The 25,382-nt window shown below is 66.6% G+C and carries 25 protein-coding genes; 13 read left to right on the forward strand and 12 right to left on the reverse strand.

Translation table 11 applies throughout. The features are described from left to right. The first annotated feature begins 34 nt into the window (after positions 1-34). Genes KV110_RS25130 through KV110_RS25145 form a run of 4 tightly spaced genes read left to right on the forward strand, consistent with a single transcriptional unit; the run spans position 35 to position 4,558 of the window. Entirely contained in the window at positions 35-1,312 is a 1,278-nt protein-coding gene (locus KV110_RS25130; protein ID WP_246633955.1) for an extracellular solute-binding protein, read from the forward strand. A 6-nt stretch (positions 1,313-1,318) separates the two neighbouring features. Then, a complete protein-coding gene (locus KV110_RS25135) occupies positions 1,319-2,278 on the forward strand; it encodes a carbohydrate ABC transporter permease (RefSeq protein WP_218469742.1) in 960 nt (319 codons plus the stop codon). Continuing rightward, positions 2,269-3,138 (forward strand): carbohydrate ABC transporter permease, encoded by an 870-nt coding sequence (locus KV110_RS25140; protein WP_246633956.1) that lies wholly within the window; start codon positions 2,269-2,271, stop codon positions 3,136-3,138. Before KV110_RS25135 ends, KV110_RS25140 begins: the two co-directional genes overlap by 10 nt. Before the next feature lies 1 nt (position 3,139). Further along, positions 3,140-4,558 (forward strand): beta-N-acetylhexosaminidase, encoded by a 1,419-nt coding sequence (locus tag KV110_RS25145; RefSeq protein WP_218469743.1) that lies wholly within the window; start codon positions 3,140-3,142, stop codon positions 4,556-4,558. 5 nt (positions 4,559-4,563) lie between these two features. Here the strand turns inward: KV110_RS25145 and KV110_RS25150 are convergent, their stop codons facing one another. The 3 genes from KV110_RS25150 to KV110_RS25160 form a co-directional block, all read right to left on the reverse strand. Continuing rightward, positions 4,564-5,487 carry an elongation factor 1-beta/delta gene (locus KV110_RS25150; protein ID WP_218469744.1) on the reverse strand — a complete coding sequence of 308 codons (924 nt, stop codon included), beginning with the start codon at positions 5,485-5,487 and terminating at the stop codon, positions 4,564-4,566. 131 nt (positions 5,488-5,618) lie between these two features. Beyond that, positions 5,619-6,500 (reverse strand): phosphotransferase enzyme family protein, encoded by an 882-nt coding sequence (locus KV110_RS25155; RefSeq protein WP_218469745.1) that lies wholly within the window; start codon positions 6,498-6,500, stop codon positions 5,619-5,621. A 97-nt stretch (positions 6,501-6,597) separates the two neighbouring features. After that, positions 6,598-7,209 (reverse strand): TetR/AcrR family transcriptional regulator, encoded by a 612-nt coding sequence (locus KV110_RS25160; protein ID WP_218469746.1) that lies wholly within the window; start codon positions 7,207-7,209, stop codon positions 6,598-6,600. A 93-nt stretch (positions 7,210-7,302) separates the two neighbouring features. Between KV110_RS25160 and KV110_RS25165 the strand changes: the two genes are divergently transcribed. The 4 genes from KV110_RS25165 to KV110_RS25180 all read left to right on the forward strand — a co-directional run bounded on the left by KV110_RS25165 (position 7,303) and on the right by KV110_RS25180 (position 10,406). After that, a complete protein-coding gene (locus tag KV110_RS25165; RefSeq protein WP_218469747.1) occupies positions 7,303-8,223 on the forward strand; it encodes an esterase/lipase family protein in 921 nt (306 codons plus the stop codon). Positions 8,224-8,289: 66 nt separating this feature from the next. Continuing rightward, entirely contained in the window at positions 8,290-8,568 is a 279-nt protein-coding gene (locus KV110_RS25170) for a hypothetical protein (protein ID WP_218469748.1), read from the forward strand. Beyond that, positions 8,568-8,900 (forward strand): ribbon-helix-helix protein, CopG family, encoded by a 333-nt coding sequence (locus KV110_RS25175; RefSeq protein WP_218469749.1) that lies wholly within the window; start codon positions 8,568-8,570, stop codon positions 8,898-8,900. Before KV110_RS25170 ends, KV110_RS25175 begins: the two co-directional genes overlap by 1 nt. A 474-nt stretch (positions 8,901-9,374) precedes the next feature. Beyond that, positions 9,375-10,406 (forward strand): esterase/lipase family protein, encoded by a 1,032-nt coding sequence (locus KV110_RS25180; RefSeq protein ID WP_218469750.1) that lies wholly within the window; start codon positions 9,375-9,377, stop codon positions 10,404-10,406. A gap of 56 nt (positions 10,407-10,462) precedes the next feature. Here KV110_RS25180 and KV110_RS25185 read toward each other — a convergent pair whose 3' ends face one another. Next, on the reverse strand, positions 10,463-11,281 hold the full coding sequence (locus KV110_RS25185) for an RNA polymerase sigma factor SigF (protein WP_218469751.1): 819 nt from the start codon (positions 11,279-11,281) through the stop codon (positions 10,463-10,465). Between the two features lie 317 nt (positions 11,282-11,598). Between KV110_RS25185 and KV110_RS25190 the strand changes: the two genes are divergently transcribed. After that, positions 11,599-12,543, forward strand: a complete 945-nt coding sequence (locus tag KV110_RS25190; RefSeq protein WP_246633957.1) for a saccharopine dehydrogenase family protein — start codon at positions 11,599-11,601, stop codon at positions 12,541-12,543. A 61-nt stretch (positions 12,544-12,604) separates the two neighbouring features. Here KV110_RS25190 and KV110_RS25195 read toward each other — a convergent pair whose 3' ends face one another. Beyond that, positions 12,605-13,453: an EamA family transporter gene (locus KV110_RS25195; protein ID WP_218469752.1), complete on the reverse strand. Its 849-nt coding sequence runs from the start codon at positions 13,451-13,453 to the stop codon at positions 12,605-12,607. 276 nt (positions 13,454-13,729) lie between these two features. Here KV110_RS25195 and KV110_RS25200 point away from each other — a divergent pair, with 276 nt between their 5' ends. From KV110_RS25200 to KV110_RS25210, 3 genes are all read left to right on the forward strand, one after another. Continuing rightward, positions 13,730-16,030 (forward strand): GH92 family glycosyl hydrolase, encoded by a 2,301-nt coding sequence (locus KV110_RS25200; protein ID WP_218469753.1) that lies wholly within the window; start codon positions 13,730-13,732, stop codon positions 16,028-16,030. Positions 16,031-16,185: 155 nt separating this feature from the next. Beyond that, complete coding sequence (locus KV110_RS25205) at positions 16,186-17,517, forward strand: M14 family zinc carboxypeptidase (protein ID WP_218469754.1); 1,332 nt, start codon at positions 16,186-16,188, stop codon at positions 17,515-17,517. A gap of 67 nt (positions 17,518-17,584) precedes the next feature. Then, positions 17,585-18,091, forward strand: a complete 507-nt coding sequence (locus tag KV110_RS25210; protein ID WP_218469755.1) for a GNAT family N-acetyltransferase — start codon at positions 17,585-17,587, stop codon at positions 18,089-18,091. A gap of 47 nt (positions 18,092-18,138) precedes the next feature. On the opposite strand, the gene KV110_RS25215 is transcribed toward KV110_RS25210, so the two are convergent. From KV110_RS25215 to KV110_RS25230, 4 genes are all read right to left on the reverse strand, one after another. Further along, positions 18,139-19,143, reverse strand: a complete 1,005-nt coding sequence (locus KV110_RS25215) for an ABC transporter substrate-binding protein (RefSeq protein ID WP_218469756.1) — start codon at positions 19,141-19,143, stop codon at positions 18,139-18,141. 64 nt (positions 19,144-19,207) lie between these two features. Beyond that, positions 19,208-20,098, reverse strand: a complete 891-nt coding sequence (locus KV110_RS25220; RefSeq protein ID WP_218469757.1) for an ABC transporter ATP-binding protein — start codon at positions 20,096-20,098, stop codon at positions 19,208-19,210. Beyond that, positions 20,095-21,147 carry a FecCD family ABC transporter permease gene (locus KV110_RS25225; RefSeq protein ID WP_218469758.1) on the reverse strand — a complete coding sequence of 351 codons (1,053 nt, stop codon included), beginning with the start codon at positions 21,145-21,147 and terminating at the stop codon, positions 20,095-20,097. Before KV110_RS25225 ends, KV110_RS25220 begins: the two co-directional genes overlap by 4 nt. A 29-nt stretch (positions 21,148-21,176) precedes the next feature. After that, the gene (locus KV110_RS25230) at positions 21,177-22,190 is read right to left on the reverse strand and encodes a FecCD family ABC transporter permease (protein WP_246633958.1); all 1,014 of its coding nucleotides are present in this window, start codon (positions 22,188-22,190) and stop codon (positions 21,177-21,179) included. Between the two features lie 479 nt (positions 22,191-22,669). Between KV110_RS25230 and KV110_RS25235 the strand changes: the two genes are divergently transcribed. Beyond that, the gene (locus KV110_RS25235; RefSeq protein WP_218469759.1) at positions 22,670-23,116 is read left to right on the forward strand and encodes a nuclear transport factor 2 family protein; all 447 of its coding nucleotides are present in this window, start codon (positions 22,670-22,672) and stop codon (positions 23,114-23,116) included. Between the two features lie 22 nt (positions 23,117-23,138). Here KV110_RS25235 and KV110_RS25240 read toward each other — a convergent pair whose 3' ends face one another. The 3 genes from KV110_RS25240 to KV110_RS25250 are packed head-to-tail and all read right to left on the reverse strand — an operon-like array spanning position 23,139 to position 25,316. Continuing rightward, positions 23,139-24,014 (reverse strand): lysophospholipid acyltransferase family protein, encoded by an 876-nt coding sequence (locus KV110_RS25240; protein ID WP_218469760.1) that lies wholly within the window; start codon positions 24,012-24,014, stop codon positions 23,139-23,141. A gap of 25 nt (positions 24,015-24,039) precedes the next feature. Next, positions 24,040-24,744 carry a hypothetical protein gene (locus tag KV110_RS25245; protein ID WP_218469761.1) on the reverse strand — a complete coding sequence of 235 codons (705 nt, stop codon included), beginning with the start codon at positions 24,742-24,744 and terminating at the stop codon, positions 24,040-24,042. Further along, complete coding sequence (locus KV110_RS25250) at positions 24,741-25,316, reverse strand: hypothetical protein (protein WP_246633959.1); 576 nt, start codon at positions 25,314-25,316, stop codon at positions 24,741-24,743. The genes KV110_RS25245 and KV110_RS25250 overlap by 4 nt, the downstream gene beginning before the upstream one ends. Positions 25,317-25,382 lie beyond the last annotated feature (66 nt).

Below are 25,382 nucleotides of genomic sequence, written 5' to 3' on the forward strand. Positions count from 1 at the left end.
TCGTGAATTCCGGCCGAGAGCCGTTGGCGGGTCCGTGCGACGCGCACTCACCTTCGGAGCCGCACTGTTCCTGCTCGCCGGGTGCGCACCGGTGCAATCCGGACCGGCCGGGTCCGGCGGTGATGAGCGGACCGGCACCGTACGGGTCTGGCTTTTCGACGAAGCGAACCGCGCGCCGAAGGAAACCGTGGTCAACGAGGCGATCGCGGAGTTCCGGGCGACTCGGCCGAATGTCGAAGTGGACGTGCAATGGGTGCCCGTCGCCGGCCGCGCGGAGAAGTTCGCGGGCGCCTTCAACGATCCGGCCAGCGCACCGGACCTCGCCGAATTCGGCAATACCGACTTGGCCGGCTACGCCGTCACCGGCGCGTTCGCCGATCTCGGCGACGATCTCGCGTCCTGGCCGGAGGGTAAGGACATCGACCCTTCGGTCCTGGAAACCGCGAAATCCGGCGGCAAGATCTATGGATTGCCCTGGTACACCGGTATGCGCGCGCTGTACTACCGCACCGACGTCTTCGCCGAACTGGGCTTGCGGCCACCGGCCACGCTGGCCGAACTGACCGACACCGCCCGCCGCATCCGCGCGAAACGGCCTGACCTGTACGGCATTTCGGTCGGCGGCAAGTACACCTACGCCATGTTGCCGTTCCTCTGGGCGCACGGCGGCGAGATCGCCGAATACGACGGCACGATGTGGAACTCCACGGTGAACTCGGATCGGGCGACGGAAGGGATCATCCGATACGCCGAGCTGATCCACGACGATATCTGTCCGGCCGCACAGTGCGCCGACTTCACCGGCACCCAGAGCGTGCAAGCGTTCGCGGGCGGCAAGGCCGCGATGACCATCGGCGGCGACTTCAGCCGCAAGGCGATGGATCAGGGTGCGGTCAAGGACAAATACGCGGTGATGCCCCTGCCGGGTACCGAAACAGGTTCGATCGCACCGGCATTCGCGGGCGGAAATCTGCTCGGAGTCTTCCGCGCGAGTATGCGGCGGGGTCTCGCGATGGACTTCGTGGAATTACTCGGTAGCGCGAAGTATCAGGAAAAAATGTACCTGGCGATGGGGAACCTGCCGACGCTGTCCGGTGTGCAGCAGAAGCTCGCGGCGAACGACCCGTTCCTCGCGCCGTTCGTCGAAACGCTCAGGGCCGGGACGAAGTTCGTACCCAGCACACCGGCGTGGTCGAAGATCGACAGCCAGAACGTGCTGCCGACCGCGGTGCAGCAGATCGCCACCGGGGCCAAGCAACCATCGGCGGCGCTCGCCGCGGCAGCCGCCGCGATGAACAAGGCATTCAGGTAGGCGCACATGGCAATTCAGGAACGGCCGGTCACCATCCCGGCACCGCGTATAACACCGAAACCGCGGCGCATCCGCCGGGATACGGTTGCCGCCTGGCTATACCTCGCCCCGGCGGGGATCCTGCTCGCCGCCGTACTGGTCTATCCGATCTACCAGATCGTGCTGATCTCGTTCTACGACTACGGCCAGGCGCAGGCGACGGGCGCCGCGCCATTGGAATTCATCGGCTTCGGCAACTATCGCGAACTCCTCGCCGACAGCCAGTTCTGGATCGTGCTCGCCAACACCTTCGGGTTCGGCGCGGTCTGCGTGGTCGGCGGGCTGGTGGTCGGCACGGCGCTGGCCGTGCTCGCCACTCGGGTCCGCGCGGTGCCGCGAATGCTGCTGTTCCTCGCGGCGCTCGGGGCGTGGGCGACTCCCGCGATGGCGGGTTCCTACGTCTGGCTCTTCCTGTTCGACGCCGACTTCGGTGTCGTCAATGAAGCGCTCTCCGGTCTCGGGTTCCGTTCGATGGACGGCCATTCGTGGACCTTCGGGACCCTCAGCGCGTTCGGACTGGTTGCCGCCGAGGTGATCTGGTGTTCGTTCCCGTTCGTCATGGTGACCATGTACGCGGGCATCAAAGCGATACCGGAGGAAGTGCTGGAGGCCGCGGCACTGGACGGCGCTTCGGCGTGGCGGGCGGCGCGCTCGGTGATCCTGCCGATGCTGCGGCCGCTGCTGCTGATCGCCACAATTCAATCGATCATCTGGGACTTCAAAGTGTTCACCCAGATCTACGTCATGACCAATGGCGGCGGTGTCGCCGGGCGCAACCTGGTGCTGAATGTCTACGCCTATCAAAAGGCCTTCGCCGGGCAGGAATACGGGCTCGGCTCAGCGATCGGAGTGCTGATGACACTGTTGCTGTTGTCGATCACCGGGCTCTATGTCCGGTCCCAGCGCAGGAGCACGCCGTGGCAGTGAAACCGTTGCGCCGCACCCCACGCAAGCCCGGTCGGCTTGTCGCCGAGATGATTACGGTGGTGATCGCGGGGTTCGTCGCCTTCCCGCTGTACTGGATGGTGCTCTCGGCGCTCAAACCGCCGGGCGAGATCCAATCGGCGGGTCCGAAACCGTGGACCCTGACGCCGAGCCTGGACAGCTTCACCCGGGTGCTCTCGATGAACGGTTTCGGCCGGTTCTTCCTCAATAGCTTGCTGATTGCCGTTGTGGTGGTGCTGCTTTCGCTGGTGTTGTCGTTCCTGTCCGCAGTGGCGCTGACCCGGTTCCGGTTCCGTGGCCGGACGGTGCTGCTGGTAATGATCCTGGTTGCCCAGATGGTTCCCGTTGAGGCGCTGACGATTCCGCTGTTCTTCCTGATGCGCTCGATCGGCGGCACCGTCCCGGCGCTCGGTCTGAACGAACTCGGCTCGATCATGCTGGTGGATCTGGTGTTCAGCCTGCCGCTGGCCATCTGGTTGCTGCGCGGGTTCGTCGCAGCGGTGCCGATCGAGCTCGAAGAAGCGGCGAAACTCGATGGTGCGAGCCGTCTTCGGTTCGCGTGGCAGATCCTGCTCCCGCTGGTGGCGCCCGGGCTGGTGTCGGTCAGCGTGCTGTCGTTCATCCACGCGTGGAACGACTTCCTGTTCGCCAAAACGTTCATCATCTCCAAAACCGAGAATCAGACACTGCCGCAGGCGATCCTGGTGTTCTTCAAGCCGGAGGACACCGATTGGGGCGCGGTCATGGCGGCCTCGACATTGATGACCATTCCGGCCCTGGTGCTGTTCGTGCTGGTACAGCGGAAACTGGTCTCCGGGCTCGGCGGGGCGGTGAAGGGCTGATATGCCGGGTTTCGACACGCTGCTCCCCCGTCCGGTCTCGGTGACCCCGCTGCCCGGTGTTTGTTCCTGGCCCGCCGAACTCGACGTCCGCACCGATCCCGGCCTGCCGCCCGAGGGCTATCGGCTGGAGATCGCGCCGACCGGCATTACGCTCACCGCCGCGGATCTCGCGGGCCGGACCCACGCGCAGCAGACACTGCGCCAACTCGCCGGGCCGGACGCCTTCCGTGCCGCACCCATCGGTACGAGCGAGCACACTGTGCCGTGCGGTGTGGTGACGGATCACCCCAGATTCCGTTGGCGCGGTTGCCTGCTCGACGTGGCGCGGAACTTTCGCACCAAGGCTGAGGTCCTCCGATTCATCGATCTGCTGTCGGTGCACAAACTCAATGTGCTGCACCTGCATCTGACCGACGACCAAGGTTGGCGGATCGACGTCCCGGACTTCCCTAGACTGACCGAAATCGCGTCGTGGCGAAGGGAATCGATGGTCGGACGGCACGACGGTCCGGAACGCGACGGTCGCCCGCACGGTGGTTTCTACACCACCGACGACCTGCGTGAGATCGTCGCGTACGCGGCCGAGCGGTCGATCACCGTGGTGCCGGAGATCGATGTCCCCGGCCATGCTCGCGCGGTGATCGCCGCGTATCCCGAGCTCGGACCGGAACCCGAAACGCCTTGGGAGGTATGGACTTCCTGGGGTGTCAGCACCGCGTTGCTGGAGCCGACGGCTTATACGACGGACTTCTTCCGCCGCGTCTTCGATCACGTGTTGACGGTGTTTCCCTCGCCGGTCATCGGTATCGGTGGTGACGAGGTGCCCGGCGCGACTCCGGCGCACGGCCGTCTGGTCGCCGAGCTGGCGGCGTACCTGGCCGAGCGCGGCCGACGGGCGTTCGGCTGGGACGAGGTGCTCGACGCCGGAGCGCTACCGCCGATGGTGATCGGCGCATGGCGCGACCAAGCGGCGGCCGCTCGGGCGGCGCTGGCGGGTCACGATGTCGTGTTGTGCCCGGAAGAACATGTCTACCTGGACCATCGGCAGTCGGATCACCCCGATGAGCCGATCCCGGTCGGCTATCTGCGGACGCTCGAAGACATGTACCGCTACGAGCCCGAGTCGGACGAACCACGCGTCCTCGGTGTCCAAGCGCAGTTGTGGAGTGAGCATCTGGATTCGGTGCGGCGGGTGGACTATGCCGCCTTTCCCCGGCTGTGCGCTATCGCCGAAGTCGCTTGGAGCCCGGCGAATCGGGACTTCGCGGAGTTCCTACCGCGGCTGCGCGACCACCATCTCCCCCGTCTCGACGCGCTCGGCGTCGAATACCGCCCGGTCGATGGGCCGCGTCCCTGGCAAACCCGTCCCGATGTTCCGCCGACGGCACATCGACCGACGCAACTGAAGCTGCGTCGTTAGCGGTCCTATTGGCAGGTGTCGAACTCGTCGCGCATCCTGCGCTGGACGGTGAGGGCCGGTCCGCTGAGGGCGTCGTCGAAGACGGTGGGAATGGAATAGTCGCAGCCAGCGGCGTGGACGAAGCCTTCGTTGGCTTTTCCGTCGGTGTAGAAGAAGAGCCATGTCCACCTCAGGCGCAGGGGGTGGTCGGTGGTCGGGCCCAATTTCTTTACGGTGTCGGCGAGTTGGTCGTAGGCGAGGTCGGGGTCGAAGGTCGACGGCACCCTGTTGCGCACCGACAGCTCGCTGACGTAGCTGTCTTCGATAACGACCATCATGGTGGCCAAGGGGATTTCGGACAGCTGGCGGCGAAGCTCTGCCTCCCGTTCGGCGGATAACGGTAGGTCGACGCTCCACTGTCCATGCTCGGTCGTCTCGATCGAGACATGAGCGGCCGTTGTGGCGCCGATCATCGCTCGGATCGCAGCGAGCGGTTCGGCCGTGCTGGTCTTCCCATCCGAGACGGAGATCGCCGGTGTGGGGCGCACATCCCAGAAGATCCCCCCATCGGGCACTGATGCCGTGTACTGGCGGACGTTTCGGATCGCATCGAGGAAAGGGGCGACCTCGAAATACTTGGTGGTGCCGACCCTCGCTCTGTCGCCGACGACCAATTCGATGCTTCGGTCTCTTAAGCCGCCGAAATTGCGAAGGAGCTCCTTGATGCGGTTGATGACGTCACTGATCTGCGGCTCGGTCGCGTCGGGCAGGTGTGCGCCGAGTCGGAAGTAGTGGTCCCCGAGAAAGAAGTCGCTGACGTAGGCCACATCGACACTCTGCACCCCCGGCATAGCCGAGATTTCCTTCTCGAGCCTTTCGGCTTCGGCGCGGTAGTCGGTCAACAGCGAGGAGCAGGCGGTGAGGACGAGCGCGGCGACGGCGGCGAGCACGGCACACCGTGCAGTCCTGAAAGCTGTTATCAGCGTGCGAATCGTACTGACTCCTCTACGTTTTCGCCGAATGCTACCTCGCCCGACCGGTCCACGGAGCGGAGGGCGCGGCCGCCTCGCGCCGGTCCGATTCAGGGCCTGAGCCGGTGGAATGCCGCCAGCCGATCGCGGTGGTATTCGAGGTCGTCCTCGTCGTGCACCACGCCGCGAGCGACCGCGATACCGAAATACACTGCCTCCCGGCGCAATCGGTGTCGCATCAGCTGCGCGAGCGCGAGGTCGTCCAGGGGTTCCGCTGTGCCACCCTCGGCGTGGTAGGCGTCCACGAACGTTCGCGCGTGGCCGAGGTCATATCCCAGCTCATCCGCGAATTCCAAGGCGGCCGAGGCCAGTTCGACCTCCGGCGGGCCGATCAGGGCCTCGTCCCAGTCGAGTACGGCCGTGACGTGCCCGTGGTGAGCGAGCAGGTTGCCTTCGTAGTAGTCGCCGTGCAGTGGCTGCGGGCGGGCCGTCCGGGTGAACTCGGCCAACCAGCGGTCCAACTCGGGATCCGGCAGCTCCGCCGACGGCTCGCCATCGAGCCCGATCTCCAGGAACGACCGCGCGGGTCGCGACGGCGGACGGTAATCGGCCAGCGCGCGGTGCACGCGCGCCAGCAGCCTTGCCGCCTCGCCGAACTGCACTGGATCCTCGCTACTGACCCACTGTCCTTCGATCAACGGCCACACCGTGATCGGGCGCCCCGCGACCATCTCGACCGTCGAACCATCCGCACGCGGCAGCGGTGCCACGGCCTCCGGCACCGCGCGAGCGGCCGCAACGGCGACACCATTGCACCACTCGACCTCGGCGGGGTCCCGGTCGAGTGCACCGATCCGCACCACCACCTCACCGACCCGGTAGGCCGCCGACTCCTCCCCGCCGTGCAACCGCACGCCGTCGCCCTTGAATCCCCATTCGGCCGCAACAGCGGCTCGGATGTCCTCGGTCAGCGGAATGTCGACATAAACCACGCGTCAACTTCTACCAGCGCGGGCAAGCAGGACGCAGCTCGATTTCCGACACGCATGTGCCCGCGGATCAACCCTGTGCCGATCCGCCTGACGGGACCTACCGGGCGTGTGCTTCGAGGTAGCGCGCGATGGCCAGTTTGCCTTCGGCGATTACCGCGCTGTCGCCACCGGGCATTGACCGGTAAGCGACCTCTATGATCCGGTCGCCGAGTTCCATCGCCAATTCGGTGACCAGCGGATCGAGATCGTCCGGCAATAGCCCGCAGTCGATGAGCATCCGACGGACCATGTCCGCGAACCGCTTTCGATGATCACGCGCGTCGGCGAATTCGCCGCGCGCCCGGCGGGCGTAGTACAGCGCTACCAGTTCCGGATGTGCGCGGTAGTGGATTCGATGCAGTTCGACGATCTGGTCGACCGCGGCGGCGATCGTGTCGGCGGTAACCGCCGCCAACCGGTCCGGCATTTCGTCGTCCAACCGGTCGGTGCTGCGCAGGGCCAACTCTTCGAGCAACGCCTCTCTGTTGGTGAAGAACTGGTACAGCGTGGCAACTGAGACGCCCGCGCGCGCCGCTACCGCACGGGTGTTGACCGCGGCCATGCCACCCTCAGTCAGCAGCTCCAGCGCGGCGGCGAGGATGCGCTCGACCCGCTGCCGGCTGCGTTCCTGAACGGGCTCGCGTCGGCGAAGTCGGCGTTCGGTCGGCACTTCGTCATCCTGTCACGAATCAGCCAAACATGAACAATGTTTATGTTAGGCTCCGGTTCGAGCATCGTTCACGGGGGAAGTTGTGGATCGACCATGAGACACGCACGCTTACTGACCGCGGTTGCCGCCGCATTCGCGCTGGCCACCGCGCCGCAGGCGCACGCCGATCAGCTACCCGTCCGGTATGGCAACAGTGAGATGGTCCGGATCGCCCAAACCGATTGGGATGGGCCGGTTCCCGGCGCAAACGACTTCGGGTGCAAGCCCACGCCGGAACATCCAAAGCCGATCATCCTCGTCGGCTCCACATTCCTTTCGGACGCGGTGAACTGGACCGCGATCGCTCCCTACCTGCACAACCAGGGGTACTGCGTGTTCACCCTCGACTACGGGCGCACGATGTACAACGTCGCGCCAGGGCTCAATGGCATGGACCCGATCCCGATGTCGGCGACCGAGGTCGACCGGTTCGTGGACCAGGTTCTCGATGCGACCGGAACCTCGCAGGTCGACTTCGTCGCGCATTCCCAGGGCGGCGTGGTGACCCGCTACTACCTCAATGAACTCGGCGGTGTACACAAGGCCGATCAGGTGGTCCTGCTTTCCTCGCCGTACACCCTCACCGGCCCGCCGCTCGACCTCACCGCCATCGGCCGCTCGACGATTCCGAAGCCGCTCTACGACGCCATCCTCTACAACGGCGCAGTGCCGCCCCTCGGCCTCGGGTTGCTCGACCCATGGTCGGTGGGCAAGGCCCAAGTGCTGCAACCCACTCTCCGCTACATCCAAATCACCGACGCCGCCGACGAGCTCGGGCTTTTCGGCGGTATGCGGGTACCGGACGGCGCTCGCAACGCCAGCACCCACTACATCAATGACGTCTGCCCGACCGACCTGTCACAGCACTTCGCCCAACCGTACTCACCGACCGCGGTCGCGATGATCGGCAACGCCCTCGACGCGAGACACCCGGTGACACCGCCGTGCACAATCGTCCCGTTGTACTCGTTCTGATCGCGCGCCTGGCCAGTCACCGGCCCTACCGCCATCTGGCGTAATACGCGCGTATTATGTGGAGTTGTGGGTTTCGAGTGGCCTGATTGGGCGCTGGACATGCTCATCGGGATCTCTCCGAACGAGGTGATGCAGGTGCTGACCAAGCAGCGACGGTGGCCACGGCGTGGGCGCGGTACCGCGGGCATGGAGATGCTGACGATCTGGGGGCGGACGGCGGCGGGTCGACCGCTGATCGTCGGCCTGCGTCAGGCCGAGCCCTGGCAATGGCAGATCGTCGCCGCCCGAACGATGAGCCCGGAGCAGGTGGCCGAGTTCGAAAAGTGGGAACAGGAGAACCAGTGATGGGCGACAACAACTTTCCGTCCACACCCCGGGGCGTGGACGAATTGATGGACAGCCTCGTCTTCGACGACGCACCGGTGCCCGAAGCCGACGTGCCGCCCCCGTTGACGCCCGGCGAGGACATCATGGTGGTGCGGTCCCTGCGCATACCCCTCGACATGGACCAGGCGATCAAGGCCGAAGCTCGAGCCCGGGGCATCACCATGAGCGAACTCATCCGCGACTGGCTCGCTATCGAACTCGCCGCCCTCGCCGACGATCAGCCCATCTCCCGCGCCGACGCGCTGCGCGCCCTCGCCGGTGTACGCCCGATCCACCACCGCGCCAGTTGACTACCGCGCCGACTCCGGCGCACGAACGATGGCCCGCGCAGCTTCCGGCGCCTCGGCACAACCGTGCCGATACAACCGTGTGAATACCCTGCGTCTTGGCCGCACCCATCCTCATGACCTGCTGATACGCAGGCACAAACGACCCGATGGCAAATTTGTGCCGACGGTCCAACCGCCCGTTCACGCCCTCGCACGTGCCCCGCAACAACGCGCATTCGACACTGCTGAACAGCTGAAACGTTGCGTGAACTATGGGTGAGGAAATCACCGCCGTGACAAGGCGATCCGGTCGCCGACCGGCCGCGCACTCCGCACCGCCGACAGCAGCGTCACGGGCGTGAAAGTAGTCACGGCAAATTTCTGGCGAATTGCCTTTACTCTTCCCTCAACTGGTCGTACGACCAGTTTCTGTCGATAACGGCAGTCACCTCCCATACACCTGTGCGATGCACCCCTCCTCCTAGGAACCAGCAAATGAGAAGCATCCTCCGTTCGCCGCGCATCGCCGTGGCGATCATGGCAGCCGCGATTGTCGGATCAGGGCTGAATGCCGCGGTGGCCATTGGGGATCCGGGGCCGGTCTCGGAAACGCACTCCGCCGACACCGTCGGGTACGGCCCGGTGCTGACCGACGAGGCCGCGGCCTTCGCCTACGGACTCGTCAATCCGGACGTGGCTCCGCAGGGCGCCAACAACTGGGCGTGCAAGCCCGACGACGCCCACCCGCGCCCGGTTGTGCTGGTGCACGGCACCTGGGCCAGTGCCTTCGGTGCCTACTCCTACATGTCGCCGCAGCTCGCCAAGGCGGGCTATTGCGTTTTCACGTTCAACTACGGACGTGCCAACGTCGCAGGCGCCGGACTGAACCAACCCACGATCGGCGCCACCGGCTACATCGAGGATTCGGCGAAGCAGCTCGCCGCCTTCGTCGATCGGGTGCTCGCCGCCACCGGCACCGGCCAGGTCGACATGATCGGACACTCGCAGGGTGGCGTAGTGGCACGCCAGTACCTGAAGTTCGAGGGCGGCGCGGACGCGAACGATCCCGCGGCGAACAAGGTGAAGAAGCTCATCACCTACGGCGCCACCAATCACGGCACCACGCTCAGCGGTCTCGGCAGCCTGCTCGGCGTCTTCAAGAACACGATGGGACTGGACCTTTCGACGCCCACCGAGGCGCTGATCGGCCACGCGGGTATTCAGCAGCTCATCGGATCGCCGGTGCTGACCAGGCTGAACGAGGGCGGTGACACGATGCCCGGCATCGACTACACCATTGTCGCCGACCGCTACGACGAGGTGTCCAGCCCATTCACCCGCACCTACCTGACGGCAGGCCCCGACGCGACCGTCGACGACGTCCTCCTGCAAGACGGTTGCTCGCAGGACATCTCCGATCACAATTCGATGCTCTACTCCCCCCGCGCGGTCTCCATCGCCCTGCGCGCACTCGACCCGGTCGCACACCCCACCGAAGTCTGCGCCGCCAATCCCTGGCTCCTCTGAATGAACGCGGAAGGCCCCGATTCAACAGAGCGGGGCCTTCTTCGCGTGCGCCGAGCTCAGTCGGCGAGCGCCTGCTCGCGCAATCCCAGTAGGGTCGTCGACAGAATTCTGGAGACCTGCATCTGCGAGACACCGAGGATTTCCGCGATCTCGGATTGGGTCTTCCATTCGAAGAATCGCATGACGAGGACGCGGGTCTGCTCGTCGGGTAAGTCGGCGAGCAGCGGCCGCGCGGTGAGGGTGTCCTCCACCTGACAGTAGGACGGGTCGACGGCCCCTAGGGTTTCGAGCAGTGGCACCGCCCCATTTCCGGTGTCGTCCTCGGCGGCCGCGTAGATCGAGTCGGAGTTGTAGGCGTTGCCTGCCATCAGTGCCCGATCGACATCGTCCGGACACACCCGCAGCGCCTCGGCGATTTCCTCGGCCGTTGGTGTCCGGCCGGTGCGCTGGGCAAACGATTCGATGGCGGGCCCGAGTTCGAGATGCAACTCCTTGTCCCGCCGTGGCACCCGCACACCCCAGGTGTAGTCCCGGAAATGCCTGCGCACCTCGCCCATGATGGTCGGCACCGCGAAGGAAAGGAACGGCGAGCCGCGGGAGACGTCGTATCGGTTGATCGCGCGCAACAGTCCCACTCGCGCGACTTGCAGCAGATCGTCGAATTCTTCGCCGCGCCCGGCATATCGGCACGCGATATGCTCGGCCAACGGCAAGCACATATGAATGATCTCGTCCCGCACCTCTGCTCGATGCGGATCGTCGTGCGGTAGCGAAGCCAGCTTGTCGAACCAGGGCTCGATATTGTCGTAACTGTCACCACCGGTGCGCGATTGCCGTGTCGTCGTTTTGCTGCCCGCTGCGAATGCGGTTCCCATCCGGCCTCCTCACACAATTTCCCATGTCGCGTGAGGTCGGAACAGCATCGGCGGAAGCGATCACCGCTACCGAGAAGCCTTGCCGCAGCTTGCTATTCCCGAATCGCCGCGCACGGAAACCACTGTCCGCCTCGGCCTTGTTCTCTCGTCCCGACCAGCACATTTCCAGCATCAGCTCGCTGCACGACGGCATCAAGGGGCCGAGTGGCACTCGGTTTCGGGACCAAAGCCCCGGGTCCTCCGGCTGCGGGAGGCGATGCTGCCCGCCTTGCATCGTTTTTCGCTAGAGCTCCGCTCTAGTGAAGTAGTATCGTGGCATGACCCGAAAGAGCATGAACGTGTTGGTCCTGGGCGGCTATGGAGCGGTCGGCGCGCACTTGGTGCGACTACTGCGGGCGGACGGGATGGTGGCGCGGGCCGCCGGACGGGACAGCACGCGAGCGGACGTGGTACTCGACTTCTCCGATGTGAACGGTTACGAGGCCGCGTTGAACGACGCGGCCGTCGTGGTCAATTGCGCGGGCGGTGAGGACCTTCGACTCGCCCAGGTCTGCGCGAGCCGTGGGATTCCGTTCCTCGATATCTCGGCAACCACCGAATACGTTCAGGGACTGGAGAAGATCGCTGGTCCGGTGCTGCTCGGCGTCGGGTTGGCACCTGGCCTGACCACCCTGCTCGCCGTGGACGCCTTGTCCGGGAACCACGGCCCGGTCGACATCATGATCGGCCTCGGATCCGGTGAGCACCACGGCCCCGCCGCGACAGCCTGGACGTATCACCTACTCGGACAACGCTTCCCTGACCCCGACGGCACCACCGTCCGCAACTTCACCGGGCCGGTCCGCTTCGAGGTTCCGAAAGAGTCCGGCTACCGGCCTGCCCGCGCCCTGCGTGCCGACTTCGCCGACCAGCACCGCCTCACCCGCGAATTCGGTGTCCCGGTACGCAGCTATCTGAGACTGGACTCCCGCCTCGCCACCGCCGGGCTCGGTCTGCTCACCCGTGCGCCCGTGCTCCGTCCGCTCGTGCCGAAACACCTGCCCGGCAGCGATAAATGGGTCGCACTCGCCCGCTCGGCGGACGGTTCCATGCGCTGGGCGGCGGGCCGTGGCCAGTCGCTGGCGACGGCCGTGGTCGCGACGGCGGCCGTCCGGGCGGTGGTAGCGCACCCGCTCGCCACCCCCACCTGGATCCACGAAATCCTCGAACTCGCCGACCTCCGGAATATTTTGCGCGACAACCAAATCACGCTCAACTACTGATCGGAAAACACGGGCCCAAGGCGCAACATAACAGTGCCGCACTGGCTTTCACCCCCGTTCGTCAAGCGAGTGCGATGCCCGCGATAGCGGCTGCGGCGAGAACAAGCCCGAGTACCTGCGCGCGACTGACCCGTTCGCGCAACACGGTGAGCCCGAGCACGACCGGAATGACCGGATAGAGCGCCGCCAGCACCACGGCAATGGCAAGCAGCTGTTGCCAGGTGGCCCAGGTGTACAGCGCGATGGCGATGGTGCCGAGCGCTCCGGTACCGAGCGCACCGAGCAACACCCGAGGACGCATGTGCAGCGCCGCGTGCGCGCCCACCGCGAGCGGCACGATCGCGATCACCGAGGCGAACCGGCTGGCGACCAGCGGCCAGAGCCCGGCAGCCGAGTCGACCCTGGCCAGTGCGATGAATTGCAAAGCGAACCCGGCCCCCGCGATCAGCCCGTCGACGCTGCCTCCGCTGACGCTCCCCTCGCCGTCCCCCTCGCCCGCCGACCGAGAGACCAGCCACAGCGCGGGCATGGCAACGACAATGCCCGCCCAGCTCAGCGACGACGGCCGTTCCCCCAGCAACAGCACACCGACCAGCACCGGCAGCATCAGGGCACCCACGTCGCTCAACGGGACCACCACGCTCAACCGTCCGCGGCTGACCCCGCGGTACAGGAAGGTGACGCCGAGCCCCGTTCCGATCCCGGACAACGCACCCCACGCGAGCGCGGACACGGTGACCGACGATGCGGGGACCAATGGTGCGACCGCCAAGATCAGCACACTGCCACCGAGTTGCGCGTACAACGCCACCGCCGTGGCGTCGGCGCGACGAGCGAGCAGCGCGCTCAGGAAATGCGTCGTGCCGAAGAATGCGGCCGAAGCCAACGCCAGCAGCTCGCCCGCTCCCATATCCGATTCCTCTCAGCGTGGCCGGTCGAGTCGTCCGCGCGCACGCAGCCGATCTTGTACTGCTCCTGCATAACCGGCCTCGCGGTCTCGAAACACCGTCCTCCCCTTCGTGGCCAACGCGAGGGCAGCCGGAAACCACCAACCGGTTCGGCCGCCGTGCCGACGGTGAGCGGGAAAAGCGCAGATCAGCGGCGTGTCGGCGGCTGCGGCGGACGCGCGAGATGCCAGGATGGGCAAGCACAGGGCAACATTGTCGGACGCTCGCCGAGGAGAGGTATGTCGCGTCGCCGTCTTGTCGGCATCGTTGTTCCCCTGTTGCTTCCCTTGATTCCCGTTGTCGCGCAGGCCGAGACGGTGGCCGATTCCAGTAGGCACGTGAATCCCTTTATCGGAACGCAGGACGGTGGCCCCGATTTCGGGCACGGCGGCGGCGCGGGAATGACATTTCCCGGCGCGGTCACGCCATTCGGGATGATGCAGTGGAGCCCGGACACGGTGCGCACCGCCGGTGGCGGCTACAAGTACGAGGACAACCGGCTGTACGGGTTCTCGATGACGCACATCTCCGGCCCCGGATGTACCGGCGCACAAGACTTTCCGGTCCTCCCGATCTCCGGGACGATCGGCCGCTCACCGGCCGTCGACGGCGCCGGTTACGTTCAGACCTTCGATCACGCGAACGAGCAGGCCAGCCCCGGCTACTACCGGGTCACCACCGACAGCGGCGTGGAAACCGAACTGACCGCCTCGACCCGGGCCGGAATCGCCCGCTTCACCTTCCCGCCGGGCAAGCCGGGCACGCTGCTGCTCGACGTCACCGGCTCGGTCAACGGCGTCGACGACGCCGAGGTCACCATCGACGGCAACACCGTGTCCGGCTGGGCGCACACGGGCGGATTCTGTGGCGCGCGCAGCCGGTACCGGGTCTACTTCCATGCCACCTTCGACCGCCCGATCACCGCGTCCGGCAGCTGGCAGGACAACGTCATCAAGCCGGGCACGACCACCACCCGCGGCGCGGCGCCGACCCGGCGCACGAACTCCGGCGAGATCGCGAGCAACGGCCACGGGACCGGCGTCTTCCTGCAGTTCGACTCCGATCAGCCGGTGCAGATGCGCACCGGCCTGTCCTACGTCAGCATCGACGGCGCCCGCGGCAATCTCGCCGCCGAAATCGCCGAGAAGGATTTCGACACCGTCCGCGTGGACGCGCGCGAGGCCTGGCGACGCAGGCTCGATCAGATCCAGGTGGCCGGCGGCGATCCGGATCGGTTGCGTACCTTCTATTCCGCGCTCTACCACGTGTTCCTGCAGCCCTACATCTTCGATGATGTCGACGGCAGCTACACCGGATTCGACGGGGAGGTACACCGGGTTCGCCCCGGCCACCACTACTACGCCACCTTCTCCGGCTGGGACATCTACCGCAGCCACACGCAGTTGCTCGCCTGGCTGGCACCCGACGTCGCCGCCGACATCGCCCAATCGATGTACGACAACGCGCACGTCCTCGGCGACGTGTGGGACCGCTGGTCGCACCAGAACACCATCACCGGGGTGATGAACGGCGACCCGTACCACTCGATCATCGCCAGCACGTACGCCTTCGGGGCCCGCGACTTCGATGCGCAGGGGGCGTTGGCCTCGATGGTCGCGGGCGCCGAGCGCGTCGGCGAGAAGTCCGGGTACACCGAAAGACCGGGCAACGACCAATATCAGCGGCTCGGCTGGGTGCCCGGCCAGGTGTCCGACACCCTCGAATACACCATCGCCGACTTCGGCATAGCCCAGCTGGCCGACCGGTTGACCGACCGCGCGACCCACGACAAATTCCTGCGCCGCGCACAGGGGTGGCGACATCTGTTCAACCCGCTCACCGGCTGGCTGCAACCCCGCTCCGCCGAGGGCTTCTTCGGCCTGCTGTTCGACCCGGCCGGCACCGACGGATATGTGGAAGGCAATGGCGCGCAATATCATTGGATGGCCTTCCACGACGTACGCACGCTCTTCCAACTGATGGGCGGCAACGAAAGGGCGGCCGCGCGGCTGGATACCTTCTTCACCCAGTTGAACGCGGGCCCGCACGCGCCGTACGCCTACCTCGGCAACGAGCCGTCCCTGCAAACGCCGTGGTTGTACGCGTGGGCCGGGCGGCCGGACCGGACCCAGGACGTCGTCCGCCGGGCGCGCACCGAATTGTTCGGTCCGAGTCCGAACGGCTTGGCGGGTAACGACGACCTCGGCACCATGTCGGCCTGGTATGTCTGGGCCTCGCTCGGCGTCTATCCGGTGATACCGGGCCGTGCGGAACTATTCGTCCATGGACCGGCCTTCACGAAGGCGGTGATCCGCCGCTCCTCGAGTGAAGAGATCATTATCAACGCCCCCGAAGCCACCGAGGACGCCCCCTACATTCGCGGATTGCGGGTCGACGGCGAGAACACCACGAAGGCCTGGCTACCCGAATCCTTCGTCAGCTCCGGTCGTCGCCTCGACTTCACCATGGGCGCGGAACCCGACCCGCTGTTCGGCACCGCCGACGCCGACGCACCGCCGTCGTTCTCCCTGCCCAAGTAGGCCGTCCCGCACCGGTGATTGATTCTGTCATCGGACGTTAGACGGGTTGTCGATGCTACGGAATCCCTTCTGCTGAGGGCAATCTGGCCCGCGCACCGCCTGGCGCGCTCACTATTGATACGGGCGGGAGGATGAAGGTCGCGGCGGTGGATGATGTGAGCAATATTGTCGGGTTGGTCGAGCGGATCGACGCGTTTCCGACGGTGGACGAACTGAGCGGATTTGTCGACAAGTTGGTCCACGCAGTGCCGGATCGGGTGACGGTCACCGAGATCGGTAGATCTCGCGGCGGCGACCCGATTCGGGATGTACGGGTGGGGTCCGGTGTCCGGCAGGTGCTGGTGGTCGGGAATCCACATCCGAACGAACCGATCGGGATGGCGACGATTCGGCACCTGCTCGGCAGGCTGACCCGGGACGACGCGCAGACCCTCGGAGCCACGTGGCACTTCGTGCTGTGCCTGGATCCCGACGGGACCCGGCTCAACGAAGGCTGGTTCGCCGGGGAACGGACCAGAACGGGCGTGGCGCGCGGTTTCTACCGGCCACCCGCCGCCGAGCAACCGGAGTGGTGCTTCCCGACCAGTTGGCGTGGCACCCACGTCGGCGCGCCGATGCCCGAAACGCTGGCGCTGATGCGCTTGATCGATCGGACGCGGCCCGCACTGATCGTGTCGCTGCACAATGCCGATTTCGGCGGCGGGTTCTTCTACACCACCGGCGGCGATCGCGAATATTGGACTGGGCTCACCGACCAGCTCGCCGCGGCGGGTGTGCCGACCTATAACGGCGAACCCGACGTGCCCGGCGCGCGCACCTGGGCGCCGGGTGTCTTCGAACTGCCGTTGTTCCAGCGGATAGCCGAGACATTGGCCGCCGAAGGCGTCGAACCGTTGGCGATGATGTACGGCGGCGGAATTCGTGACTACGCGGCCGCCTACGGGACCGCCCTGCTGGTGTGTGAATTGCCGCTGTGGGTGGATCCGCGCGTCACCGACCACGCGCCGAGCGGGCGTCCGCTGGCCGGCGTGTTGGGTTGCACCGCACGCTCTTACGAGGAGATCGCCGACATCGTCTGCGGCTCGCTCGGCCGAATCGCCGACCGGCTGAACGGGTCCAGTCCGTTCGAGCGAGCACTGACCGACATGGTGCGAGCCCTGCGCGGGAACGCAACGGCCAAACGATCCGTCACCGAGACCCGGCAAGCGAGCCGCGGCGAGATCTTCATCGAAGAGTACGTGTGGGTCGGGGTGGCCCGGCTGCGCGCCGGCGGCATGCTGCTGCGACTACTCGACGAAACCGGCCGGGACGGGTCGGCCGCCGTTGCCGCGGAGCGCGCCCGATTCGGCGCGATCTTCGAAAGATGGTGCGCCGACATCGAAACCAACGCGCCGGGCCGACCCATTCCGGTGCACCGCCTGGTCACGATCCAATCGATGGCGATCGTCACCGCGGTGACCCGGCTCGGGCACGGCCTGCCGATCTGAACGCAGGCGCGGCCCTCCATCGGAAAATGGGTTGCCCCGCTGCGCCGTCTACACCACCATGCCGGTGGTGCAGGTTGCCACGATCCGCTCAGGGCTGGAGCTGAGATCCCTCCTACCCGGCGACGGGTCCGCCTACGCGGATCTCCTCCGTTCCAGTGCCGAGCATCTCACGAGACACGGCGACTATGTCGACGCGGTCGCGGCCCCCGCCGACGTCCACGCAGCGGCCTTCGCCGAGCTCGACCCGCGGCATAATTTCGGCATCTACGAAAACGACCTCCTCGTCGGCAGTGTCGAATTGGTTCCGCACGACCCGCCGAAGTTCGGACTCGGCTACCTACTTGCCCACAGCGCCTGCGGCCGCGGTATCGCCACCCTCGCGGTGCACGCTGCCGCCGGACACGCACGATCCACCCACATTGCGACCGACCTCTTCGCCGGAGTAACCCACGGCAACCACAAGAGCGTCGCCGTACTTCAGCGCGTAGGTTTCGCCCGCATCGCCACCTTCGAAACGTACGCCCGCTACCACCTCGACCTGGCTCGCCTGCCCGCTCTCCCGGGCCACCCGTGAAACCCCCCTCGAGCGGGACATCACTGAGCTTGATGTCCCGCTCGTGGCTAGTTGACGCCGGTGGCCTTGGCGACGTCGGTGAGCATTTGATCGGCGGCCTGAATGCCGATGCCGGACATCCAGGTCTCATCGGGGACCTCGATGGCCTTGCCGTTTTTCACCGCGCGGAGATCCCGCCAGACGGGGCTGGTGGTCACCGGACCCTTCTCGGTCTTGCCCGGATCATCGATGGTGGCGACGAAGATGAGGTCCGCGTCAGCCTGATCGATCTGCTCGGGGCTGACCTCCTTCATGATCTTCTTCGGATCCGTGGAGATCTGCGAAGCGGGGCGCGGCAGGCCGATATCGGCCAGCACCACACCGCTGAAGGAGTTGCTCTGGTACAGCCGGGTCGGCCCGGCGAGGAACCGGACGACCGAGACGGTGGGCAGCACGCCGTTGTTCTTCGCCTTGATGGCGTCGCCGAGCGCGCGAGCGCGGCCCTCGTAGCTCTTCAGCGCGTCCGCGGCCTGCTGGTCGAGGCCGAGCGCCTTGCCGTGCACCGCGAGGTTCTCTTTCCAAGGGCCACCGGTGGTTTCGGTGAACACGGTCGGCGCGATGCCGCTGAGCTTGCTGTAGATCTTCTCGTGCCGGACCTTGGAGGACAGGATCAGGTCGGGCTTCAGCGAGGCGATCCGTTCGAGGTTCGGCTCGAGCAGCGGACCGACATCGGTCACTCCGCCGACCTTGTCTGCCAGATACTCCGGGAACCCGCCCTTGGTCTTGGTGTGCGGGATGACCGCGCCGACCGGCTTGATGCCGAGCAGGGTGACCGAGTCCAACTCGGCGGTGTCGAGCACCACCACCCGCTTGGGCACGTGCGGGATGGTCACCTGCCCCATCAGGGTGTCGAGGGTGCGCGGGAAGCTGGCCGAATCTGCCGCGGACACCGCGGAATCCGTGCTGGTGGTGTTGTTTCCGCAGGCGGTGAGGCCGGACAGACCCACTGCCGCGACAAAGGTCGCGATACCGATTCGACCGAACCCGCGGGCGCGGAATCGACGTGTGGACATGTTCAGTCCCTCATCTCTTGGAGTGGTGCATCAGCTCGAGCGAGGCGACGCAGTGGATGGCCGCTCAGGCGCGAGCGGCGGTCAATCGGGCAGTCCGGCTGCGCGGAATCACCAGCGGGGTACCGGTTTCCGGGTCGGGCATCACCAGGCAGTCGACACCGAAGACGGTGCGGACCAACTCGGCGTCGAGCACCTCGGCGGGTGGCCCGGCGGCGGCGAGCCGCCCGTCGTGCAGCACCACCAGGTGGTCGGCGTAGCGGGCGGCCTGGCCGAGGTCGTGCAGCACCATCACGACCGTGCGGCCCGCTTCGGCGTGCAGGTCGGCGACCAGGTCGAGGACGTCGAGTTGGTGGCGCAGGTCGAGGAACGTCGTCGGCTCGTCGAGCAGCAGCAGATCGGTGTCCTGTGCCAGCGCCAACGCGATCCAGGCGCGTTGCCGTTGACCGCCGGAGAGTCGATCGACCTGCTGGTCGCGCAGTTCGGTGGTGCCGGTGCGGCGCAACGCATCCTCGACGGCCGACTGGTCGGTGGCCGACCAGGGCCGCAGCAACCGCTGATGCGGATAGCGGCCCAGCCGTACCAGCGCCTCGACCGTGATGGCCTCCGGCGTGATCGGCTGCTGTGGCAGCAGGCCCATCCGTAAGGCCAACGTCCGGGCCGACATTCGGTGGATATCGGCGCCGTCGAGGGTGACCGTGCCGCCGGACGGACGCAGCAGCCGAGTGAGGCCGCGCAGCAGGGTGGACTTGCCGCAGGCATTCGGACCGACGATGGCGGTCACCGAATTGCCGGGCAGCACGAGGTCGAGCCCATCGATCACGACTCGGTCTCCGTAACGCAGATCGATTGCCTGCGCGGCCAATTCGTTGCGCTGCGGGCTACCAGCGACGCCGTCACTCGCGCGGTCCGGTTCGTCCGGTCGTTGCGCGCGGGCTGCTTCGCGCTTGTCACTCATGCGGTCCTCCTGGCGACGGGCGAGCTCTCGCGGAGCATCAGAATGAGCAACCACGGGGCGCCGACGGTGGCGGTGACGACACCGACGGGCAACCCCTCGATCGGCAGCGCGTGCTGCACGATCAAGTCGCAGACGAGCAGCAGCGTCGCACCGGCGAGGCCGGTGACGGCGAGCGTGACGGCGGTGGGCGGGCCGACCAGCCGCCGGACGAGATGCGGAACCGCCAGCGCCACAAAGGCGATCGGCCCGGTGAGGGCGGCGGCCAGGGCGGCGAGCGCGATGGTGGACACCAGCAGCGCAAGGCGGGAGTAGGAGACGCGGACCCCGAGGGTGCCCGCCGACTCGTCCCCGAGATCGAGCACCGCCAGCGTCCGATATTGCAGATACAGCAGCGTCAGCACCAGCAGGCACGCCACCGCCGCGCCCTGGATCTCCGGCCACGTGCGCCCGTAGAGCGAGCCGGTGGTCCATTGCACGGCCGACCCGGCGAGTTCCCGCGGGAAACGCACCACCATCAGATTCACCGCGGCGGCCAACCCGGCCTGCACGGCCAATCCGACCAGCACCAGGCGGGTGACCGGCAGTCCGGAACGCCAGCCGAGCACGCCGAGCAGCACGGCGGCGAGCATCCCACCGCCGAGTGCGCCCAGCGGGATGAACGACTGGCTCGCGCCGAGAGCGAGGACTAGCACCGCTCCGAAGGACGCGCCGCCGGTCACTCCCATCACGTCGGGTGAGGCCAGTGGGTTGCGGAACAGTCGTTGCAGCACGGCACCCGCGGTGGCCAGCCCCGCGCCCGCGAGCAGCGCAGCCGCCAAGCGTGGGGCGCGGAACTCCTGGACGATGTACACCTCGCCCTGATCGCCGAAGCCGAGCGCGGCGCGCAACGCGGTGGCCGCCGACATGTCCACTTCGCCGAGGCTGAGGGCAACGGTCGAGAGCACGGCAATCGCCGCCGCGCACACCGCGCCGATCAGGATCGCGCGCCTGCGCTGGCGCACCCGGACATCCGATGGACCGAGTTCAGACGGCTGGGAACGCACTGTCATTCGACCGTTCCGCAACGGGGCGTCGTCGATCATCGCGCCGTCCGCCGAGCGAGTACGGCGAGCAGCGGCGCACCGAGGAATGCGGTGACGATGCCGACCTCCAGCTCGGAGGGCCGGGCGATGAGCCTGCCGAGGATGTCGGCGCTGAGCAACAGCACGGGCCCGGCGATCAGGCACCCCGGCACCAGCAGGCGATGGTCGTTGCCAAGCACCAGCCGAACCAAATGCGGCGCGGCCAGCCCGATGAAGGCGATCGGCCCGGCCACGGCGACCGCGGAACCCGCGAGCAATACCACCGCCACCATGCCCGCCAGCCGAATGCGGCCCACCGGCATGCCGAGTGCCTCAGCTGCTTCGTCACCGAGCGCGAGGGTATTGAGGGCAGGCGCGATCGCCAGACCGATCACCGCGCCGACCAGCAGCGTGGGCAGCATCGGAACGAGCACGTCGACGTCGCGTTCGGCGATGGATCCGGCCAGCCAGAAGCGGGCCTCGTCCAAGGTGCGTTCACTGAACAGCAGCACCGCCGACGTCCACGACACGAGGACCAGCTGCAAGACGGTGCCGCCGAGCACCAGGCGGACCGGATCCAGGTCCCCCGCCCGCCGCCCGAGCGTCAGCGTGAACAGCGCGGCGCAGGCGGCCCCGACGAACGCGAACCCCAGGTACTCGACGGGGCGGGTCAAGTGCAGTGCGTAGATGGCGATGACCACGGCAAGCCCGGCGCCCGCGTTGATGCCGAGGGTAGTCGGCGCGGCGAGCGGGTTGCGGGTGATGCCCTGGACGACGACACCCGCGAGCCCGAGCGCCGCGCCCACCGCGAGACCGACGAGGGTGCGCGGCAGTCGCATGCCGGTGACCACCATGGCGTCGCGGCTGCCACCGTCGCCGAGCAGTGCCTGCACGACGGTGCCCAGCGGGACCGAACGGGCGCCGAGGGCCAGGCTCAACACAACGCACAGCAGCAGCGCGGCAAACCCGAGCATCAGCATCGGGATTCGGCGCGGCACTGCGGCCGTGCGGGTGGTGTCGGCGGAGGTCACGGGACGAGAGCTTAAGTTAGCGATACCTAAGTTTGTCAATGCGGGCGCGGTCTTGTGATGTCCACCTCGTCCGGTTTCGCCACCGAGGCGTATTGACGGCTACGGCGCCCGAACCAAGGGCGCACGCGGCGATTTTCCCGTCACGGTTTCGTAACGGCGCCCAGTGGGTATCACAGAAGCATGACATCGACGGATCACCGACCAGCCCGGATCGCCGGCGTGGAGCCGGGGACCGCGGTACTGGCATTCGCTACGTGCCTTGCCTTTTCGATCGGCATCGCCGCTCTTACGCAGTCTGCGGTCACCACGGTCCTCGCGTGCGCCAGCATCGCGGCCGGACTCGCACTCGTACTATCCATCCTCCCGCACAAGGCTTGACCCTTCTCGCCTCCGCCGCCCTGCGCGCCTTCGACTATTGATTCCCGGGCTCGACCCTGGTGGCATAGCGCCAAGAGGATCGGCGCAATTCGGAGGCAAACATGCTGTCCCTGCAAGAGATTTCGGACCGCCTGGAGATCCAGGACCTCATGGTCCGGTACTCCCACGCCGTTGACACCGGCCAGTGGGATCGGCTGGATGACATCTTCACCGCCGACGCGCACATCGACTACACGGCGATGGGCGGACCGGCCGGCGACGTGGCGGCGACGAAGGAATTCCTCGCCGCCATGTTGCCGAATTTCCCCGCGTTCCAACATTTGATCAGCAACTCATCGATCATCCTCGACGGCGACACCGCCACTGGACGGACCATGTGTCACAACCCGATGCTGCTGTCCGGCGGGGACGGACCGGCGAGCCTCATGCTGTGCGGTCTCTGGTACCTCGACACATTCGCGCGCGTCGACGGCCAGTGGCGCATCGCGCGGCGGGTCGAGGAGAAGAGCTACATGTTCGTCGCGCAGGCGCTTCCCGGCACGAGCTGAATCGGTTGCGGGCCACTGCTTCTCAGCCGACTATCGGTAGCCCGCGTTCCTCCGCGAGGCCGCTCAGCGCCTCCTGCATGATGCCGGTGACGTACTCGTAGGCCGCCTCCACATCCAACTCCGGACCGAGCTCCGCACGCAGATCGATCGGTGGCAGGAATTCGACGGTGACCTTACTCGGCAACGGAATATGACCGGCGAGATCACCGATGTTGAGGCCCCACGGCAGGGCGAGCGAAATCGGAAAGACCTTCAGCCGCATCATCTGATCCAGCCGGAGGAACCGAGCGAGCCGGTCCCCACGGGTCAGCATCAACGCGGTCTGCTGGGCACCGATATTGACCATCGGCACGATGGGCACCTTCTCGTCCCAGGCCAACCGGAGAAACCCGGTCCGGCCAGCGAAGTCGATCTGGTCTTCCTCCCAGGTCGGGCGGTGCACCTCCCAGTCGCCACCGGGATACACCAGCACCACCGCTCCGTCGCGCAACACCTGCCGAGCGCTGTCCGGGTTCGCACCCACCGTCCCGAAGCGGCGCAGCAGCGTGCCGATGACCGGATAGGCCATCACCATGTCGTGGGCCAGCTGATAGAACGGGCGGTGCGGGCCGAACCGCCGCACGAACGCCAAGGTCGCCACCAGCACCTCGGGTGAGACGTTGCCGCCGGAATGATTGCCGACCAACAGGACCGGGCCCTCGTCCGGGATCCGCTCGAGGCCACGGACCTCCGCCCGGAAATACAGCCGCGCGAACAGCCAACCGGGACCCACCGTGTCGATGATGAATTCGGGATCCCGGTCGGCCGGGTCGGGCGACGGGACCCGCGCCTTCAGCTGCCGGCCGACCCAGTCGGTCAGCTGGTCGATCCGGTCGGTCGGCAATCGAAACAAATTCATGGGCAACGCCTTCCGTCGGTGACGTCTATTGTTCGATCACCAACAGCCGATGGAAGAAGCCCCGATAGCCGCGCAGGGCTTGGCGCAGCTCCTCGGTATCCGCCTCGTGCAACCCGGCGCACCGTTCCTCGAGCACGCGCTTGCGTTCCGCGTAGGCGGTGGTCAATTGATAGATGACGTCCGCGACGATCTTGTCGGCCTGGGTCACCGCGTCGCGCGGATTGTCGACGAAGGCACCCTGCACCTCGCGCCACTGCGTGCGGAGGCGGTCGACCTCGGAGTCGGTGAACAGTGGCGTGCCGACGTCATCCAACGAAGCCTTTTGCTGCTCAGCACCGTTCGCGGCCACGGCGGTTTGATCCGGCTCGGTGTCCGCGGTCGCGGTGGTCTCCTGATCCGCGTCAGCGTCACCGCTGGTGGCGATCACGTGATCCGGCTCGGCGTCGTGCTGTGGCGCGGTCTCCGCGCCGTACTCGGTTGCGGTCGCTGGTTCGGTACCGTAGTCCGTCGTCTTCGCGTGCTCCGATTCGGCAACGTTCTCCGACGCATGCACTTGGTCGTCAGCCTGCTTCTCCGAGCGGGCGCTGGTCTCTGATTCTGTTGCGGTCCAAGCGTTCTCGGCGTGGCCCGGCCCTTCATCCCACGTCGAAGCCCGCGCTTCCCGCTCACTCATCGGGACATCCTCGGTGGGCTTATCTGAGTGCACGGTGCGTTCGTATTCGGTGCTCATGACAGTGCCTTCTTGTCGTGCTCGGTCTTCTTGTCGTCGGTGGCGCCATTCAGCAAGTCCTGGAACAGGTCCCGGTAGTGCACGATGGCGGTACGCCGGTCCTCGGTCGACACCTCGGCGCCGGCCGGACGGGTCGCGATCTCGTGCGCGGCCCGGTAGTGGCCGAGCGGTTCCGCGTGCTCGACGGACAGGTCGGCGACCTGCTGATCGAAATCCTCGGTGGGATAACCACGTTGGGCCATCACCGTGGTCAGCAGGCGATCGGCGGCCTGCAGGGCCTCGGCCGGATCATCGATGAACTGTTCCTGCACCTCGACCCACTGCGCGGTGTAGAGCTGCTTCTGTTCCGGCGTCAGCTCGCGCAATTCGAGTTCGGCATGCCGCCGCTCGCGTTCGGCCAGTTCGCGTTCCGCCGCGCGACGGTCCTCGTGTTCCTGTACCGTCCGGTCGTATTCCGGCCCGAACCGGCTCCGCAGTCGCTGCCTGCGCACCATCGGCCAGACCAGTAAGGCGATGGCCACCACTGCGAGGACCACCAGAACGATCACCGCGATCAACACCCCAGACGACACCTGAACCTCCTTGCCGAGCCGGTCGTATCGGACAGGGAATGCCTCGGCGGCGAGGTTCCAAACTCT

This window comes from Nocardia iowensis, from assembly GCF_019222765.1.
Classification (GTDB): Bacteria; Actinomycetota; Actinomycetes; order Mycobacteriales; family Mycobacteriaceae; genus Nocardia; species Nocardia iowensis.

Excerpts from the sequence above, each read along its gene's own strand:
- KV110_RS25235 (WP_218469759.1), top strand. The coding sequence starts at position 22,670 with ATGCTGTCCCTGCAAGAGATTTCGGACCGCCTGGAGATCCAGGACCTC.
- KV110_RS25245 (WP_218469761.1), bottom strand. The coding sequence starts at position 24,744 with ATGAGCACCGAATACGAACGCACCGTGCACTCAGATAAGCCCACCGAG.
- KV110_RS25185 (WP_218469751.1), bottom strand. The coding sequence starts at position 11,281 with ATGGGAACCGCATTCGCAGCGGGCAGCAAAACGACGACACGGCAATCG.
- KV110_RS25215 (WP_218469756.1), bottom strand. The coding sequence starts at position 19,143 with ATGTCCACACGTCGATTCCGCGCCCGCGGGTTCGGTCGAATCGGTATC.
- KV110_RS25165 (WP_218469747.1), top strand. The coding sequence starts at position 7,303 with ATGAGACACGCACGCTTACTGACCGCGGTTGCCGCCGCATTCGCGCTG.
- KV110_RS25195 (WP_218469752.1), bottom strand. The coding sequence starts at position 13,453 with ATGGGAGCGGGCGAGCTGCTGGCGTTGGCTTCGGCCGCATTCTTCGGC.
- KV110_RS25240 (WP_218469760.1), bottom strand. The coding sequence starts at position 24,014 with ATGAATTTGTTTCGATTGCCGACCGACCGGATCGACCAGCTGACCGAC.
- KV110_RS25135 (WP_218469742.1), top strand. The coding sequence starts at position 1,319 with ATGGCAATTCAGGAACGGCCGGTCACCATCCCGGCACCGCGTATAACA.
- KV110_RS25200 (WP_218469753.1), top strand. The coding sequence starts at position 13,730 with ATGTCGCGTCGCCGTCTTGTCGGCATCGTTGTTCCCCTGTTGCTTCCC.
- KV110_RS25180 (WP_218469750.1), top strand. The coding sequence starts at position 9,375 with ATGAGAAGCATCCTCCGTTCGCCGCGCATCGCCGTGGCGATCATGGCA.
- KV110_RS25175 (WP_218469749.1), top strand. The coding sequence starts at position 8,568 with ATGGGCGACAACAACTTTCCGTCCACACCCCGGGGCGTGGACGAATTG.
- KV110_RS25225 (WP_218469758.1), bottom strand. The coding sequence starts at position 21,147 with ATGACAGTGCGTTCCCAGCCGTCTGAACTCGGTCCATCGGATGTCCGG.
- KV110_RS25145 (WP_218469743.1), top strand. The coding sequence starts at position 3,140 with ATGCCGGGTTTCGACACGCTGCTCCCCCGTCCGGTCTCGGTGACCCCG.
- KV110_RS25190 (WP_246633957.1), top strand. The coding sequence starts at position 11,599 with ATGACCCGAAAGAGCATGAACGTGTTGGTCCTGGGCGGCTATGGAGCG.
- KV110_RS25220 (WP_218469757.1), bottom strand. The coding sequence starts at position 20,098 with ATGAGTGACAAGCGCGAAGCAGCCCGCGCGCAACGACCGGACGAACCG.